17 protein-coding genes are annotated in these 19,295 nt (G+C 28.5%); all 17 read left to right on the top strand.

Features of this window, described 5'->3' with window-relative positions:
* Window positions 1–642, top strand: a 642-nt coding sequence (locus UDIV_RS04560) for a hypothetical protein (protein WP_038102690.1), incomplete at its 5' end; no start/stop codon positions are given.
* 11 nt (window positions 643–653) lie between these two features.
* Window positions 654–1,247, top strand: a complete 594-nt coding sequence (locus UDIV_RS02150; protein ID WP_038102696.1) for a hypothetical protein — start codon at window positions 654–656, stop codon at window positions 1,245–1,247.
* A 26-nt stretch (window positions 1,248–1,273) separates the two neighbouring features.
* Window positions 1,274–2,494 carry a DNA (cytosine-5-)-methyltransferase N-terminal subunit gene (gene dcm_N / locus UDIV_RS04300; RefSeq protein ID WP_081847814.1) on the top strand — a complete coding sequence of 407 codons (1,221 nt, stop codon included), beginning with the start codon at window positions 1,274–1,276 and terminating at the stop codon, window positions 2,492–2,494.
* 376 nt (window positions 2,495–2,870) lie between these two features.
* The gene (locus UDIV_RS02160) at window positions 2,871–3,407 is read left to right on the top strand and encodes an Mbov_0392 family ICE element protein (protein ID WP_038102698.1); all 537 of its coding nucleotides are present in this window, start codon (window positions 2,871–2,873) and stop codon (window positions 3,405–3,407) included.
* A 2-nt stretch (window positions 3,408–3,409) separates the two neighbouring features.
* On the top strand, window positions 3,410–4,342 hold the full coding sequence (locus UDIV_RS02165) for a DNA cytosine methyltransferase (RefSeq protein WP_038102701.1): 933 nt from the start codon (window positions 3,410–3,412) through the stop codon (window positions 4,340–4,342).
* A complete protein-coding gene (locus UDIV_RS02170) occupies window positions 4,326–4,730 on the top strand; it encodes a hypothetical protein (protein WP_038102704.1) in 405 nt (134 codons plus the stop codon). Before UDIV_RS02165 ends, UDIV_RS02170 begins: the two co-directional genes overlap by 17 nt.
* Before the next feature lie 12 nt (window positions 4,731–4,742).
* Window positions 4,743–5,789, top strand: coding sequence for a hypothetical protein (locus UDIV_RS02175; RefSeq protein ID WP_038102707.1), 1,047 nt, complete (start codon window positions 4,743–4,745; stop codon window positions 5,787–5,789).
* Window positions 5,790–6,089, top strand: coding sequence for a hypothetical protein (locus UDIV_RS02180; RefSeq protein ID WP_038102709.1), 300 nt, complete (start codon window positions 5,790–5,792; stop codon window positions 6,087–6,089).
* A gap of 17 nt (window positions 6,090–6,106) precedes the next feature.
* Complete coding sequence (locus UDIV_RS02185; protein WP_038102716.1) at window positions 6,107–6,805, top strand: hypothetical protein; 699 nt, start codon at window positions 6,107–6,109, stop codon at window positions 6,803–6,805.
* A gap of 23 nt (window positions 6,806–6,828) precedes the next feature.
* The gene (locus UDIV_RS02190; RefSeq protein ID WP_038102718.1) at window positions 6,829–7,299 is read left to right on the top strand and encodes a hypothetical protein; all 471 of its coding nucleotides are present in this window, start codon (window positions 6,829–6,831) and stop codon (window positions 7,297–7,299) included.
* An 8-nt stretch (window positions 7,300–7,307) separates the two neighbouring features.
* Window positions 7,308–7,712, top strand: a complete 405-nt coding sequence (locus UDIV_RS02195) for a hypothetical protein (protein ID WP_038102722.1) — start codon at window positions 7,308–7,310, stop codon at window positions 7,710–7,712.
* An 86-nt stretch (window positions 7,713–7,798) separates the two neighbouring features.
* A complete protein-coding gene (locus UDIV_RS02200; protein ID WP_038102724.1) occupies window positions 7,799–8,131 on the top strand; it encodes an Mbov_0395 family pilin-like conjugal transfer protein in 333 nt (110 codons plus the stop codon).
* A 73-nt stretch (window positions 8,132–8,204) separates the two neighbouring features.
* On the top strand, window positions 8,205–10,181 hold the full coding sequence (locus UDIV_RS02205) for an Mbov_0396 family ICE element transmembrane protein (RefSeq protein WP_038102726.1): 1,977 nt from the start codon (window positions 8,205–8,207) through the stop codon (window positions 10,179–10,181).
* Between the two features lie 9 nt (window positions 10,182–10,190).
* Window positions 10,191–12,950, top strand: a complete 2,760-nt coding sequence (locus tag UDIV_RS02210) for an Mbov_0397 family ICE element conjugal transfer ATPase (RefSeq protein WP_038102729.1) — start codon at window positions 10,191–10,193, stop codon at window positions 12,948–12,950.
* Window positions 12,940–13,539 (top strand): Mbov_0398 family ICE element protein, encoded by a 600-nt coding sequence (locus tag UDIV_RS02215; RefSeq protein WP_156021869.1) that lies wholly within the window; start codon window positions 12,940–12,942, stop codon window positions 13,537–13,539. Before UDIV_RS02210 ends, UDIV_RS02215 begins: the two co-directional genes overlap by 11 nt.
* On the top strand, window positions 13,526–18,364 hold the full coding sequence (locus UDIV_RS02220; RefSeq protein WP_038102734.1) for an Mbov_0399 family ICE element protein: 4,839 nt from the start codon (window positions 13,526–13,528) through the stop codon (window positions 18,362–18,364). The genes UDIV_RS02215 and UDIV_RS02220 overlap by 14 nt, the downstream gene beginning before the upstream one ends.
* An 85-nt stretch (window positions 18,365–18,449) precedes the next feature.
* The coding region (locus UDIV_RS02225) for an Mbov_0400 family ICE element protein (protein WP_038102736.1) at window positions 18,450–19,295 on the top strand (846 nt) is incomplete at its 3' end.

Raw genomic sequence — 19,295 nt, forward strand, 5'->3', positions numbered from 1 at the left:
ATCCTTGGTTGAATGTTCCATATTAATGCTAATGAAATAGAAAAAGAATACGAACAATTGCTACTTGAGAATGGTATTAAAGAGTATGAATTGTGAAGAAAAATTGGATTTTCTGATAATCAAATCCAACCTACTACTAATAACAAAGCAAAAGTTGATGAAATTTTAGAACAAATCAAAAATCTTAGAACTGAAAGGCACAGTTTGACATCAGAATTATTTTTAGAAAACGACACTAAAAATCCTGAATATGACCCAGAAAATGGAAACATTCCTTCTCAAGAAGAATGATGAAGCAAAGACCCTGATACATCAACATCTAATGAAAGCAATCCAAAGGATAAAATCCCTGTTGAAGATAACCAAAGAACAACTCGTGCTCAAACTGTTTATACACAATTCACTCAACAAGAAATAGCATTAAACAAACTATCAGAGCTAGTAAGTGAACAATTAACTAAACTAGCAAGCCAAGAAAACTCGCCACAATACTTAGATACAATCGAATCTAAAGCTTTACAAATTTTAAATAGTGTTAATAAATCATTCAGTGATGAATGAGATAAAGCAGACGCTTTTACTAAAGCAAAAGAAGACTTATCTAAACTATTCTACGACACATTAAAACAACCAAAACAATAAGGAGCAACCCTATGGAAAACAAAGTTATTAAATTAATTGATAATATGATTGAAATGCTACAACACAAAAAAGAAGCAATCTTAAAAGATGCAGAACAAAATTATTTTCCTGAAACTGAATTTAGTGTTTTAAATAGCATTATTAGAAATTATGTACAACCATACGCAAAAGTATCGATTGAAGATTTAAGCTTAGATTCGATTGCTGAAAGTTATGATGAAATTGTAGAGAATATCAATACTCAAAAAATTAACAGCTTGTGCGATGTTGTTGATATAGCATCTGAAAATTTTAGTCAACAAATTTTTTCCCTCGATGGAATAGATTTAGAAATAGTTTATGGTTATGGACTAGAAGATACATTTGATTTGTGAAAAGAAAATTTTGGTAGTATGGAAGACTTTAAAACAGAATGAGCTTATCAAGAAATAATCAGAGAAAAAATGTTTGAACAATTAAAACCTTATTTACAAGATGATTACAAAAATAAAGATGAATTCATTGCAGATTTAAATAACTTTATGAAAGCTCATAATCTAGACTACACAGACCAACAAACACAACTAGAACAAGAAGTTCAAAAACCTAAAGCTATGAAGATGTAAATTTTAGATTAAGTCTGATTTTTAAAATGAAACGTACAATAACATTATTTGAAATGTTTAGTGGTATTGGTTCTAGCTATCTTGCTCTTAAAAATGTTTATAAATATACAACTTGTGATGTGCTTAGCTTAGGTAGTTGTGATTTCTATATTGACGCAATTATTAGTTATATGATAATTCACTATGGAGTATTAGAACCAGAAGAGAATTTATCTAAACAAGAAATGGTAGATATTTTAAACCAATATTCTTTTAGTGCTAATGCTAAAGATGTAGTTAAACCTAACTATTTTAAAAGATTAAACATTAATAAACTAAAAGCAATATTTGTCTATTTATATAGTTATGTAAATCCAACCTACTTTAAGTTTAAATATCCTAATGTTAAATATCCACATTTAACAAATCATACAGATATCACAACTTTTAGTAAACTACCTAAAGATATTGATATTCTTACCTACTCATTCCCTTGTCAGGACTTAAGTCAACAAGGTAAACAAAAAGGTTTAGGTGAATCAACAAGAAGTGGTTTACTTTATCAAATCGAACGTATCTTAAAATCTAATCAAGACAGATTACCAAAAATTCTTTTGCTAGAAAATGTTAAAGGTTTAGTATCTAAAAAGTTTATTAATGATTTTAATAAGTGAATAGAAACATTAGATAAATTAGGATATAGTAGTAAATATGCTATTTTAAATGCAACTGATTATGGTTCATCACAAAATAGAGAGCGTGTCTTTATGTTATCAATCCTTAAAACTGAAAACAAAGATATCACTTTTCCACCAACTAAATCATCATTTAAAAGTACAAATCTAGAAGATATTATTAACAATCCATATGCTAATAATAATTTAGAACACTTACTAAAATATAAACACACTGATTTTAAGACAACTAGTTTTAATATCACAAAAGCAAAGTTAATTAATTATTCAAACTTTAATTCAGAAAGCTACATTTATAAACCAATCAACAAAGGAGCAACATTAACTGCTTCAGGAGCAAATAGTCGACTTAAATTCTATTTTCAACAAGAAAACATCATTCGCTATATCAATGAAATAGAAGCTTATTTGTATATGGGATTTAGTGAAAACGATGTGCTTAAAATCAAAAGCACTAATCTAATCACACCAACCAAAATGATTTTTTGTGCAGGTAATTCAATTTGTATACAAGTTTTAGAAGCTATTTTTAAAGAGATTAAAAACTATTTTATTAAAGATGAGCTGAGCTAAAAGAGTGTGATTGATTGGATTTATGTGTGATTTCTGTAAAAATCTATGAAACTATGAAGATGAATATTCATATACAAAATATTGCTTAAGATGTGAAAATACATCAATACGACTGATTTTAGAGTATAGATAATATGCAACAAAACGAAACAACTCAAACTAATAAAAAATGAACCAAAAGAAAATACAGAAAAAGAAGAAAGGTTCGCAAACTAAAACTAAAACTAAGAATGTAAACCATCCAGGAGAGATTTATGACTTAATCTTAAATTAAATTGTGTGTGTAAATAAGCTATGACAAAAACTAAATGCAAATTTAGTCCTTTTGTTGTAGCTTATTTTTTATTCTTTATTAACTATTCCAAAGGAGAAAAATATGATAACTCAATTAAACAAAATTAAAATGGAAATCAAAGCTTTGAAAAAACAACTTGACCAAAAAGAAAACATTGATGATGTTTTAACTAAATCAAAACAACTACTTAATGAATTAAGCACTTTATCAAAAATTAAAGATGATGACTTATTCGACTATTTAATTGATAGTGAAGATAGAGAACTTTTCGAAGAAGATTTAGATACTAACCAATACTTTGAACCAGATTATTTATATGAAATCATTCACGAAGATTTAAAACAAAATGGACTTGAAAGCAAATATGCATATTTAGCTAAACCAGTTCTTGAAAAAGTATGTGATAAAGACACTGAAATGATAGGAGTTAATGCATATTTAAATGACGTTGAAGTTGTTAGAAAATCTGAATTAGCTAAAACCTTTGTTAAAGAAAGTTCAAGATATCATAACTGCAAGTTAGGAGAACTTGAAGATTGTTTAGTTGATATTGAAGTAGAAGCAGAAATAATGCTTAAAGAACAACAAGTTGAAAACCCTAAGGGAATGAGAATGTAGATATGCTTAAAATTGTTGAACTATTCGCAGGAATTGGAGCAATTAGAAAAGCTATTATCAATTTAAATATTCCACATCAAGTAATCGATTGTGTAGAAATAGATAACAATTGCATTAAAAGCTACAATCAACTCTATAACACAAATTATCAACCACAAAGTGTACTCAATTATAAACTCAAAGATGAACCAGTTGATATTCTAATGCACGGTTCTCCTTGCCAGGATTTTAGTAGCGCAGGACACAATAAAGGTGGAGATAAAGATAGTGGTACACGTTCATCTTTATTATTTGAAACAATAAGAATTATCAAAGAAGCTAAATATAAACCTAAATGAGTTATTTGAGAAAATGTAAAAGCAGTCTTAAATAAAAGACACAAAAATGCATTTTATAACTATTTAAAAGAATTAGAAGATTTAGGATACATCACTAAATATGCTGTTCTTAATGCAAATGATTATGGTATTCCACAAAAAAGAGAACGATTATTTGCAATCAGTTGCTTAGACACTAATTACTTTGATTTTGAAGATTTACCTAAATCTAAACCACAATCAATTAATCATTATTTAGATAATGATGTTAATAGTAAATACATTGTTAAGCAACCATCAATGCTAAGTCGTATTGGTATTAATGTAAAAATCATTGACGACTATTGCTACACCATCACAACCAAACAACAAAGAGCACCTAATGCAGGAATTATTAAATTAGATGATGGTTTATATCGCTATCTAACTGAAAAAGAGTGCTTCAGACTAATGGGATTTAGTGATGATGATTTCAACAAGCTTAGAATAATTTATCCAGACAAAGAAAATACAACTAATTTAATCCTGTATCAACAAGCAGGGAACAGTATAGTTGTTAAATTACTTGAACTTATATTAAACCAAATCAATCAACTTAATTATGGACAAAAAGACTAATAAATTTTTAATCAAAGCATACGAACAAAATAATTTGAAGCAGTATATCAAAGATAACGAATTAGAAGAATTTATTAAGTTTTTAGCTAAAAATCAATTGTGATTATACGATGTTTATGTTAATTCCATCAAGCAATGAGATGAACAACTGAAAACAGTTTACACACCACATTATCAAAAAGAAAGAGAAATGTGTAATGAAGCATTGCTTTACATTGGCACAAACATTAAGAAACAATCATATATTAAACTTGATAATGAATTCGATTTACCTGTCTGTAGTTTTACTGAAGAAGAGATTTTGTGGCTTTACTATAAAACAAAAACCAATCCACTTGAAGCTAATGAATTTATAGCTTTAAAACAAATAGAAACTAAACCATTATAGAAAGGAAATATTATGGATAGTCAAGAAATTGCAAAAAGAATTAAAGAACAATTTGAAAACACTTTAGAACAAAGCACATTTTCAGTTAATGTTGTTTTAAACAATTCACACAGATACAAAAACTACTTAGAAACAGAAGCTAGTTTAGGATTTAATTTCAGTCCTAGAAACACTGCTTTAGCTACTTGTAATCTTAGTTCTATAACACCTAAGCTACTTAAATCTTTTTCAGATTGAAAAGAACTAGGGGCAAGCATTAAAAAGGACTCAAACGCACTTAAACTGATTTTGAGTTCTGAACTTCAATTTGTTAAAACTAAAAATGCAAATAATGAAGAAAAACTAATTCCTGTTAAAAAGTTTACAAATGAAGAGTTAGCTAACTTCGCACCATCTGATTTTATTTCAAAACAAACATTCAATGTTGTCAATGTTTTTGATATTTCACAAATCAACTGACCAAGAGATAAATTCCCGCCAAGAACAAAAAATACTCCATTCGATAAACTTAAATTCAGTAATGTTGAAGAACTAAATACAACTTTAAGAGAAATCTTAAGATATCCAACTACAAATGAAAACACAAATGTAATTGATACGCTTAATGATTACATTACTAAAGAGATTGATAAATCTAATATCACAATCCCTGAAACAACAGATGTTGAAAAATTCAAAGAAGCAACAAAAGAAGCATTACTTTTTCAATTTGCAACAATTCTGAAACAAAGAAAACCTTTAGATGTTGAAAAAATCAGAAATGTTATTAACACTGAAGAACTACTTAAAGTAAAACATCAGTTTGGCAAAGCAATTCACAATCAATTATCAACATCAATTAATCAATATCTATCAACTAAAGAAAAATCAACAGAAGAACAGGAACCTGTTTTTAATAATTGACAAGTAAATGGAAGAGAAGTTGAAGAAGAAGAGCAGGAAGAGAAAAAAGTTGAAAATACACAATTCAACGACACTGAAGATTTCTGAAAAACTTTTAGTCTTGATGATGAAGAACCTAAAAAAGAAGATGAAAACCCTAAGGGAATGAGAATGTAGATGTACGGGGTATTTATTGCATTTATTTTGCTTTTTGCTTTAGCTGCTATTTTCAATCTAGTTGCATTATTTACAACATATAGAAACACTCTTGGCAAAAACACAATTGAAAGAGCAAGAGTAAGAGCTGAAAAAAGGGGTTGGATATGATGTTTAATTGCTTTTGTATTTTGTTTAGTCGGCACACTCACAATTGTCGCTTTAATGATTGATAGCAACTGAATGCTTGAGTTAATTAAAGAAACAGAAACTTATTTCAAAATCAAATACAACTTAACTCAACCTACACCATCTACTTAATATAAGAAAGGAAATTTATGTATCACATCATAACTCCAAATCCATCTAAAGAGTTTTATGAAAGCTTACTACAAGCTTATGCAAATAAAGAACTTTACACTTGGATTTTAAAAAACAACTATGAATTAAATTATTCATTATGAAAACTAAAAAACGACTTTTTAGAAGCTAAAGTCTGATTACCTAAACTAAAAGCTTTATATAAAAAAGCATTACCTAAGTTTAACTTACCAACAACTATTACAAGTGCAGATTACTTTTTCTTACACTCACATAATTATGATTTTTCATACTACACAGAACAAGACGTCTGCGAACTTTATTTAAAAGCAATGAACTTAGAACCAGAAGCAGTTCACACATATCTTAATGAATATGATAACAAAAGCACACAAGATGAAATTAACCAAGCTAATGTATCAATCCATTCACATTCTTGAACTCTTGAAAAACTAAAAGAATATATCACTTTACATAAACATAATCAACCATTTGTTATTCTAACTCTTGAAAAACTAAACCAAGCTTTTGAAGAATTCAAGCAAGAAAATAACATTAAAAATGTTAACGAGCAAGGGATGTTAAATATCTTTTTAAAACAATATGGACTTGATTGCTTAACTTTAGAACTAACACTATTTAATTTGCTTTTTTATAAAAAATTACTAAATAACAAAACCATCAAAAAAATCAAATCAAATTATAAAAAATACTAATCATCAAAAAGGAAATAAATTATATGCTTAAAGCTAATGAAATTCTAGAAGATGTTAATAAATTAAATGAAATTATTGCTTGTTGGTACTCAGACAAAATCTATGATGTTGCTTGTAATGGCGATAATTATAACCTTTTAAATAGGTTGGCAGAGCAAGGGATTTATAAATATGACTTTTATGTTCAATTGCTAGAGAAAAAATTAAATCAAAGATGAAACACAATTGTAAATCTTGAACCAGGAGCTTTATTAAATGCTAGTGAAAAAGCAAGTTTTCAATGAAATATGCAAAAAATAGAAAATCTTAAGAATTTAGAACCTAAACCAAAATATATTGATACTCGCGGTGATAAACCTTTAAGTCTACAAAGAGTAGGGCAAATCTACATTGAAAAAATTACTAAAAAAACTTATGAAGAATTAAAAGAACATAGAGATAGTTTAGTAAAAAAATTACAAGAAACTGAAAACCCTAAGGGAATGAGAATGTAGGAGATAATATGGAAAATTGAAACGAATGAAAAGAAAAGCAAGATGAGCAAACTCTCGCCCACCTTAATTACATCTCAAATTTAATTGATGATAATAAGAACTTATTTGAATACATCTTAAGAAACTTTAATTATCAATTTTATACACTCACTAAAAATGCAAATATTTTATCTAAATCTGTCTTCTTATTCTTAGTCCATAATCAAGAACTTTATGGTTCATTTTTACAATCTCATACTGAAACTATTAATAGTATAGAAAACGATAACAACATTGATTTTGTAGAAGTGGACGAAGATGAAAACGAACTTTATTTATATAGCTTAGAACAAGTCATTGATTTTTTCATTCAGGATGAGTTCGAATTAAGCAGAGAAGAGATAAAAACATATGCAACCATCAAAATTGAATAATATGGATATTGATACATTAAAAATCAATCTCAAAGAAAATTTTAAAGAAAAAATTAACAAACTAAATCAAAAGGAAATTAAATAATATGAATTTTATTGAGTCTACATTATACCAAGCTACAGGTTCTGCGGATGTTGTTAAAAAAGCATTTGAAAGTCTTGAAGGAGAAGTTCAAAATTGATTTAACTTAATTATCGGGGGATTAGCAGGATTAGTCGGTTTATTTGTGATTGCTATCACTATTATTCGTGCAATTAAAATTACAAAAACAGATAATCCAGAAGAAAGAAAAGCATTAGTTAAAAGTATTATTATCGCTTGAAGTTGTGTTGCTGCCATTATTTTAGTACTGATTGTAGGTAATGTGGTAATTGAAGCTATTAAATCAACAACTGCTAATGGTATTAAAAAATCTTAACAACTTTTAACTAATCATAAATTATTAAATTAACAATCATATTCATTTTTACTTTTAATAAGGGGGTGGTTAAATGTTTGACGCAATAATTTTAGATATTGGATATGGAATTTTTACTGCGTTATGAGCTGTCTTTTGTAAGCTACCAATGCTAATGCTAGACCTTGTTCAAAAAGGTTATGGTATATTAGCTCTTGAGCTACCATCAACAATGCTATTTGGACTTAAACCCGGACAAGCATTTAGTGAAGCTGTTATTCCTACTTTATTCACAAGACTAGCAATTATTTCAGTTGTAGTTTTTGGAATTATGTTCTTAGTAGCTATTATCAAAGTTGGAACATATAATCCATCTAAAGAACAAAACCCTTTAGTAGGTGCACTTAAATATAGTGCTATTGGCAGTTTATTTATCATAATGATACCACTTGTATTATTTGGTTTTTTAATGGTAATGAATGCATTGATAACTCTAATTTTAGGTTCTGATGTAAAACCATTAAGTCATATTATGTGGAACTCATTGTATAGTCCACTTAAATATAAAGACATTTCACAACAATTGTGAGAAGCACAACCATTAACAAATCCAGATACTATTGGTGGTTGAACACCAGATAAAGATTTTTGAAAAAAATTACCAAATGGTGGTGGATTTGAAATAATCTTTACATTCTTAATCATAATAACCGTTACGCTTATCCCTTTAGGGATTGGTTCTGTTACGCTTGTTCAAAAAATCTTCCAACAATTAGTACTCTTTATCATTTCACCATTTGTTGCTGCTAGTGGTGTCGCTGATGATGGAAAACGGCTACGCTTGTGAAAAGACCAATTCATTGCGAAGAGTTTTGTTATTGTTGGATTTGTCTTAGGAATTCAGATTTTCTCTGTCTTTGTTAATCTAGCACTACAAAGTCTTAATCTAATTTCTGCGCAAGACTTTATTTTAAAGCTACTTTTAATGATAGCTATTTTCTGTGGTGGTGGTATTGCTGCTACTAACTTATCTCAAATCTTTGCTTCATTCTTAGGAGAAAGTGCAAGTGCAAGAGAAACGCTTGGTGAAACTAAAGGATTAATTCAAACAGGATTAGCAATTGGTGGTGCTGCATTAGCTGGTGGTAAATTACTTAAAAAAGCTGTTGGTGGTACTGCAAAACTTGGTGCAAAAGTTGGTTCTAAAGTAGCTAGCGGATTGCAATCTGTTGCACAAGCTGTTGGTGATGGTGATAAAGCTGCTGTCTTTAAAAATATTGCACGTGGATTAGGTGGATTTGTTGCAGGAGCTGCCGCTGTTAAAGCTGCTGAACAAGCAAACGGGGGTAAACTAAATAAAGCTGATAAAGCTAAGATTAAAGAAGAAGCAAAAGCAAACTTTAATGCTGAACAAGATTACAATGAAGAATCTAGAGAAAAACGAGATGAATTAAGATATAAAACTGATTGAACTAAATTGCAAGAAGGTGCTGGTGTTCCAGAAGAAAAAAGACATCAAAATATTACTAAAAGAGAAGCTAAAAAGTTGGTTAAAGAGTTTTATGAAAAAAATAAAGATAATGAAAATCTGTATGAACAAAAAGATTTTGCATATGTTCAAGCTCTTGAACAATATCTAGATGCAAATCAAGAAGCTAAATTTGCTAAGAACCCTAATAGTGCTAGAAAAATTGCTCAAAATCTTAAATATAATAGACGAAAAGCTGCAACTCGGGGTTGAAGCGACGCACAAATTCTCTCATACAATAGTGCAATAGCAGAACAAATTGAAAAAGACCCGAGTTTAGATGATGATGGTAAAGCAAATAAACTGAAAGAACATCAACAAAAAGTTGCTAACATCACTGCTAGACGAGAATATGCAAGTTATGATATTGAAAGAAAAGAACAAATTAAAAAAGAATTAGAAACCAAAATAAACAATGGTGGTTTAAGTGAAAAGGAAAGACAACATCGTCAAGAAATTTTAAATCCAACACCAACTGAAGATGAAAAAGAAGACACAAAACAAACAACGTCAAATTCTACAACCAGTAATGAAAGTAAGTAAGGAGTAATTATGCTACAACCTAAAAATATTAAAAAGCAAAAAGGATTAGTATGAAGAAGCTTTACTTTTGTTGATTTTGGTTTACTGTTAGCTTTTGGTGCAATTGCTTTAGCAATTGGTTTTAATGTTTTTGAAAAAGGGGACGACCAATGAAAGAAACTAATAACAACATTATTTATCTTTTTAGCTCAACTCCCTTTATTAATGAATATTCCTAAATACAACTGCAGATGTTATTTTCTATTAATCTATATGTTTATCTTCTTATTCAGAAAGAAGAAATACAAGGATAAAGAAACCAGTTTACTTATCCCTTATGATAGTATTGTTGACAATACTATTGTTAAAACTAAACCCCTTAAAAGTGGTAGAAAATACTTTAGTGTAATTAAATTTGTTGGTAAATCACCTTGAACTGAAGAACAGGAAGATTGCAACCGGTTCTTAAATAGCTTTAACACTTTATTAGATGGAATTGATTTATTTGCAACAATCATTCGAACTAAAGAATTATCAGATTACCACAAAAACTTAGAAAATCTACGTTTTGAAAAAGAACGAAAACTTGCAAAAATCAATAACAAGGACGCATTCTATAACTATTTAGAATACTACGAACAAGTTCAAAACGATTTAGAGTTATTAGATACAAATACATTAGTTGACAACTATTACTTAGTTATCTATCACGGTAATATGAATGAGCTTAAAATTAGTACTAATACAATCTTAGATACTTTATATACAATGGATATTAATGCTAATTTACTTAAGGGACATAGCTTAGTTAACTTCTTAGCATATTTAAACAATTTAGAACTAGACCAGAGTAAAGTTAATGATTTACTAGTTCAAAGTTCAACAGAAATTGAAATTAACAACAAATCAAAAGGTGCTAAATTACTTAATAAATACGCTAAATCAAACGAACAAAAAGTTAAGACTGTTAAGCTTGACGAATTACTTAAAGCTAATGAAATTAAATTCAAATTTAATCACTTTATTAAAGATGGTAAATATTGTTCAGTCCAAGTAATTACAGGATTACCAATTCAGTTAGATGATAACTGAGCTAGTTCTGTTTTCAACAATCAATCTAAAGTCATTTGACATTTAGGTGCATATTCAGATAATCAAAAAGAATTAATTTTAGATAAAGCTTCTAAGCGAATTGAAGATAATAAAGGACTAACAAAAAGTCAATATAAAAGGGGTATTAATATGCTTCAACTTGAAGCTATTGAATACTTACAAGAGCAATTAATTATTAATCAAAATAATTTATTCAACTCTTGACTTTTAATCCTTAATGAGTGTGATGATTTAAAGAGTTTACAAAAGCTTGAAAGAGATAATCTAACTAGAGCTAAAAAACACAAAATTCAACTATCATCTTTACCATTCAGACAATTCGAAGCTTATTCACAATCAACTTTAATTACAACAGAAAACATTAGCGATAATGTACAAATGAGTTCTTACAACATCGCACACGGTTGAGCATTTGAAAATGAGTCTATCAACGATAAGAACTTCTTAATTCAAGGACTAACACATTCAACAAACGAACCAATCATCTTTAACCAGTTCTACAAAAAGTCAACAAGACGGGTAAACTACAATATGTTTACTCTTGGTAGTTCAGGAAAAGGGAAATCAACTGATGTAAAAAAACAAGTATTAGCTAATCTAGCACACAATAACAAAGTTTACATTGTTGACCCGCAAAACGAATACAAACGATTTGGTTCACAATTCAATGCAACATTAATCGATTTAGGTAGTGGATATAACACAAAAATTAATCCATTACAAATTCAAATTAACTTATTTGATGAAGATGTTGAATACAGTCCTGCTATTGTAATTAACAAACACTTAGAATGATTAGAACAATTCTTCTATATTCTAGAACCTAACTTTAGCAACGACCACATAATGATTATTATTAATACTATTAAAGAAATGTATTATGAATTAGGTTGTTATGATGTAGATGAAGTATCAGAATTAAACGATTTCACATACCCTATTCTATCTGACTTAATCCAAGCTATTGATAATTACCAATATATTGATGAAAAAGACAAGAATAGAAAAGAAGAGTATGTAAGAAGTGTTTATGATAGATTATGCTATCTATTTACAAACAATGGTAAATACGAACACATCTACAACGCACAAACAAACATCGATTTAAGTAGTGAGTTTATTATTTTTAATACATCTAAACTATCTTCTAAAAATGATGATGTAAGTAGCAAGTTAGGGTTATTTGTCCTATTATCATTCTTAAGTAATCAACTATATAAAAACTTCATTACAAGTCCTAAACAAAACACAGTTATTGTTATTGATGAGTTGCATATGTATATTGATATTAACAGTACAACAACTTTAGACTTTGTTTATACACTAACAAAAACTGTTCGTAAATTTAATGGTGGAATGCTATTGTGTACACAAAACCCTAGCGACTTTACAAACGCTAACATTGTCTCAACTAAAGCACAAGCTATTCTAATGAACTGTCAATATGCTAAGTTCTTTGGACTTAAGCAAAACGATTTAAATGCGGTTGCTGAAATGTTTAGAACTAGTGGTGGATTAACTAAAACTCAAGAATTGTTCTTATTAGATAGTGATATTGGAAATTGTTTATTCAGTTTACACGCTTATTCTAAGCTAAGAACATTGACATATTACAACGAATATGAAAAACAATTATTCTTCGATAAAGGAGAAATAGGTAAGAATTATGATGAATAAAAAAATTAAAGAAAACAAAGCAAAACTGCTACAGAAAGATTTAGAAGAACCTGTAGTTAATGAACCTGTAGTTGTTAAATTTAAACTACACAAAACTAAAGATATTCTTCTTTTTGAAAAATTTAAGCAAGAAACGAAAGAAAAGAAGATTACATTATCAGATTCTATTAGAAGGATTCTTATTAACTATTTAGAAGATTTAGAACAACATTCAGTCTGATATTCAATTCGTGATGAAATGTTCCACGCTATGAACCGTGCATTGTTCGTAAGAATTGGTGCATTTATGAATAAAATCAACAGTGATTTCTACTATCAGGACTTAAGAATGAAAGCGATAAATGAAAAACTTAATCTAATCCTTAACATTCTTACAAGTAAACCAGAAACAACAATTAATAGCGATACTATTAACTATCCTGATAAAGAATTCTTAGCAGAACCTGAATATTTTTCTAGAGCGTGAGTTGATTTAGCAGAGCAAGATTTTGTTAAATACAATCAACAAAAAAGTGCTTTTTTTGAACAACTTAAAACAATGATTAATGAAGACGAACTAAAAGAGAGTAAAGACAATGAAAAAGTCTAGAAAGCAAGTTTACAAAAAAGCTATATTACCACTACTATTAAGTGGAATTGTTGTTGCAAGCTCAACAACGGCTTTTTTGCTACCAACTTATCAAAAAACTAATTCATTATCAATCAAATCAGAATTAAATGCTAACTATGGACTACCTTTTCCAGAAAAGTGATATTCAAAACAACCTATTACAAATGTAGAGACAAAAGTTTTAAAAGATTCTTTTGCTATAAACTCAGGAAAATTTAATTTAAATAATGTTAAAGAATGAGTAGGTAATGATATCTTTGAAAACAAAAGGGTTAAGCTTGATAATTGAACTAAAGAAACTAAAAAAGATTATCGGGAAGATGAAATTAGAACTTTTGATATTCCACCAACTACTAGCTTTGATGTTTTAGAATATTTAATGGGTACTAAAAAAGTAGTAAATAAAGAGCATGATGAACAAATTCTAGATAATCGTGAATTTAAAGATTTATCTAAATGAAAAAGCGAGTTTAGAGAACTATTTAATAATTTTGCTAAACCAAATTACAAACCTAAAAGAATATTGATAAGCTTTTTTGGAAAAGGTAAACATCCTGCGGCACAAGAATTTACAATTGCTTCTGCAGGTGGTGGTACTAAGGCTGAATATTATAGAGACTGAGACCTTGTATATTTATTTGTTGAAGTTATTTATGAAATAACAACTCATAGTGTAAGAACTGTTGGTAAAGAAAAGAACAGAACTGACTGAAATGCTTGAGTTGATAAGCTAGGGCAAGGTAATTGACGTGAAAGATGAAATCGTGGTGAAACTGATTTAGTTATAGAAAGCTATACAGGTGGAGATTTGTGGACTGAAATTACAGAAGAAGATAGAGCGCATGCTAAAAAGAAAAACGCTAATATCAAATCTAACTGAGATATCTTCACAGAATACGTTGATAAATGAAATAAAGAAATGCAAGCAACAGGTAATAATTTAATCCTTAAAGCTAGACGGGGTATTGTTGGATACACTGCTGATTTATATTTATACAATCCAGAAGACAATTCATCTTCCCCTTTTGCAAGTGATTTTATTGTTAAAACTAGAGTTAATGAGTTTTATTTAACAAAAGAAAAAGAAGATAGATTAAAAATTCATTTAGGTAAATGATTTAATTTTGATTATTTAGAAGACCCTAAGAAAAAACCAAATTCATCAACAAGTTCGACTGGCACTATTAATCCAAGAGAACCTATTCCTGTTTTAAAACCAGATGATGAAGTTAAATATGGTTTAGTTGATGATAAATTAACTAAAGATCTTACTGATACTAAAACAATCGAAACAAAAACTGAAACTATTAAATATAAAGATAAAGATGGTGCTGAAAAACAAAAACAAGTTGAAAAACACTATGCAGGACGATGAATTGCACATACCCCTGTTGCAGTTGAATTCAATACAACATCACACGAAAATGAAACTCTTTTTGTTAATAACAAAAAAATTCAAGTTCTTGATTTCAAATTCTATGAAAACTTAACAGATAATAGAACTAGTTTAGCAGATAATGATAGAGTACTTTTGCACGGGTACGACCCTAATGCAGAAGAAAACAAAACTTTAGATGAAACTAACTCTACTAAGAAAAATGAGTATGTTATTCAATTTAAAGTTTACAATAAAAATAAACCAGGTAATTTTGAAGAAGACTTAGAATTTATTTATGAAATCATTTTAGTTGTTGATAGTCGTGGTAATAGTCAAGATTATATCTGATATGCTTGAAATCCAGAACAAAACCCTGACCAGAAGCGATTAATTACTGAATTTTTAACTAATGAAGATGGTACTATCAAGTTTGACGAAGAAAAGAAGAAAGTACCTAACCCGTTATACGACCCGTCAATTGACCCTAAGACAGGGACTAAAAAGCAAATCGTCTGATTTAAAATCAATGAAGATGAATATTTTGATGAAGCTAACAAACCTAAAACAATCAATGATATTCCAGAGCTTGCAGATAAATGAAAAAGATTTAATGCAACAAACAAACTACCCCCTTTTGCACGATTTATCTATACACCACAAAACACTATCATTGCAGAAAAGAATGAACGTGGATTTGGTAATCAAAAAGGGGGAATGATTGCAGAAGCAGTTGTTTTAGGAAAAGGTGGATTGAAGCAATTATTAGGTAATACAGAAAAATATTATCGATTTAAAATTGAAGAAGCACGAACTAGTGATAACAAATTAGTATGGGGTATTAAAAAGTTCCATAATGGTAAAAGTTATGTTTGGTATGATGAGCTAAACCCTAAAACATCAGATTATAGTTATTTCAGTGAAAGTGGTATTTGATTATTTGTATCACATACAGATAAAGGATTAAGTAATTTTAAGTTAGTTTTAATTAAAGAAAACACAAGTCCGCAAACTTATTTCACAGACCACATTCAATCTCAAGAAAAAATTAATTACAGATGACGTGGTAGATATACTTATAAGCTTGACCCGTTCTGAGAAACAGAGCACGGATTTGAACTTAAACATTATATTAGAAAAAAATATAAGCAAGTTGATATCAATAAACTTAACTATGAAGATGTTTTAGAATACTATAAAGAATTTGTTATTTATCAACATAAGATTTATGCTGCTAATGAAGATGTATATTTAACACCACAACTTCACGACTTTGCAGGTGGAAGATACACTAAAGAACAATTAAAAGCAGAATTTGAAGCACAAGAAATAGACCATTCGTTGCCATATCAAAGAAATTACTATTCACCTAATGAGAAATTTAAAGAAAAACATTTAACCTTAAATGGAGTGAAAGATTATAACAAGTATTTAATGGTATATTTAGCTATTGATAATGATGATTTAAGAGTTAGTTTATCTTTTAATGCTGTTAATTCAAAATACAAATTATCAACAGAGAGCTTTAAATTACCTAACTATTTTAATCCTAAATATAAAGACGCCCCTGTTTTAAACTTTAATGTTAATGCAAATGCAATTAAAAATCTAGCGACCACAGTTAAAGAAGAAGATTTTCTCTCAACTTTAAATAACTCAATCCAGGATTATATTATTGCAGATGATAGAGCTAAAAAACATCTAGAATATGAAATTTCATATTCTAATACAACTAAGCAATTAACAATTAAAGCTACATTCAAACCGTCTGACGAATTAAAAGCCGCATTTGTTGTTCCTAATGATATCAAAATCATTGTTGACACATTTGGCGATAAAACATATTCAACTCACAAAGAAATTATAGATAGTCCTAGATTACCAACTAACATTTTTGAAAATTTATTATTAGATAACATCAACTTAGCAGGATTAACAGAGCAAGAAGAAATCAAAACTCATCTAACTAATACAATTAAACAAAAACTTGAAAGTGATTTAAATCTAAAACTAGACGAACATTACACAATAGCAAATCTAGACCAGGTAGTTAAAGAAAGGGCGTATGTATACGAACTTAAAGATAAAGACCCTGCAACCAAAGCACCATCATCTTTACTTAAATTAGTAGCAAAAGACCCTTACTTTGGAGTACATCAAATTAGTGTTTATAACAATGTTTATCAACAACTATTACAAGAAATCGACTTATCAAGTGTTAAACTAACAGAACTGCACGTCAACAAACAAAAGCGTAGCGAAGTTAAGCAAGCAATTATTGACCATTTAAACAGTGCATTAGCACTTAAGAAAATTCATTATGGTAATGATGTAAATATTGTTGATTTTGAACACGGACTAGATGTGCTATCGGTTAAAAAAGACGCTACCTTTACTTTTAAAGTAGTTGGACTAAACGCTAAAATCAAAAATCACACAACACTCAAAGTAATCAATGATTATGGACAAGTTGAAAATGATACAGAGAATAGTAGTTTACACAATTCAAACTCAATCATCAATCTTTTTGATTTAAGCCAAATAAACTTAGACCGATTTGAATATCAAGAACATATCTTATCTAAATTACGACAACAAATTTATGATGATATAACATCTAGCATAGAAACAAAATACAATCTAAAAATTAATATTGATTACAATATTAAACTAACAGAATTAGATAGTTTAGTGCGGTTAATTGCAACTAAAAATCCTAATGGTATCCCATCACATTTAAAGCTAAATTCAATTATTAACAGAACAACTAACTACAAAGATGTTGATGTTTATAACTTAAATAAAGACAAAGATGTAGTTGACGATTTAGATACAGTTAAATTAAAAGAAAAGAACAAACCATCAACAAATGGTTCTAACAATTCTTCTTCTAATCAAAACTCAACAAACAACAATAACAAAAACATAGCATTAATTGATTTATCAACTATTAAACTAAATCAACTTAATTATGAAACTAACGTTCTCTCAAAACTAAGACAAAGTATTTATGATGATATCGCTAAGAATGTATCTGAAAAATACCAACTTAATATTGAAGAACATTACACAATTAACTCAAAAGAACTAGATAAATTAGTTCGGAAAATTGGAGCAATTAATCCAGACGGAATTAAAGATAATCTAGTTTTATTACCATCACCTAACATCTCTAAAAATCAAGCTTTAGTAGCTGTCTTTAATAAAAACAACACTAACAGTGTTATTGATGATTTAGACAAAAATCCACTAAAAAGAAAGAAAATTAACAGAGACTTAACACCAGCTGAAAAAGAACAAGCTGAATATGAGAAAAAAGTTAAAACATTTACTGCTATCTTTGTTCCAATTGGCTTATTAGTTTTAGGTGGAATTGGTTTTTTAAGCTGATACATTTATGTTAGAAAATTCAAAAACAAAGTTAAATAACATCAAAGGTACTAAATCAAGTACCTTTTTTGTTTTTCTGATATAATATTAAATATTAATTTAATATTAAAAGTGAGTGTTCATTATGGAATTTGATAAATTTACACCTTATATGCCAAGACATAATATACTTTTTAATGTTTATGGGCAACCAATAGATAGACATCCTGTTGTTATTTGATATAACGATAACGAGGATATGTATTATTTTGTTAAAGCACGCAGTGCTAATAAAAAAGGAATAATAAGAGATAAATTACCAACAGAAATTCTCATTCCTGCAAGTGCGACAAATTCTGATTCTTTATTTTTTAAAGATAGTCTACTTGACTGTTCACAAATTTTTGGAATGCGTGGAAAAGATTTTGAAGTCGCTTATGGAAATAATAAGACTTTAAGTGTAGATGAACTTCCTTTTAATTACGCTACACAAATTATCAATGAAATTGAAAAAAACCTTAAAAATGACCACATCTCATTAATGAATGTAAGTATTGTAGGATATAACGATAAACAAGAACCTATTATTGAACCAGAATTGCTATATGCAAGCGAAGCTAGTTTTAACCAAGAAAAAGGATGGTACGATAATTTAACTAACAGTGAAACCATAGGAAAAGTTAATAAGTTTGTAGCTGATTATTTTAAGAAAACGCACCAAGCAGCAGAATTAAATTCTATTAAAGATGGTATTTATATAGTAAATGAAGAGTTAAGATATAGAATTAACTACCCTGTTTATCATTATATATATGATAATGAACTATTAGATAAAGGTTATAATGTTCTTCAAATTATCGATTTAATTAAAGAAGATATCTTTAACACAGAAGAATTTAAGGACTATAAAGTATCAGATGCTGATGTTTGGGGTAGTCTAACACTTCCTTGGGGTGAAAGAAGAACAAGTTTAAATATTGTTGATGAATAT

This window comes from Ureaplasma diversum NCTC 246 (assembly GCF_000731915.1).
GTDB lineage: Bacteria > Bacillota_I > Bacilli_A > Mycoplasmatales > Mycoplasmoidaceae > Ureaplasma > Ureaplasma diversum.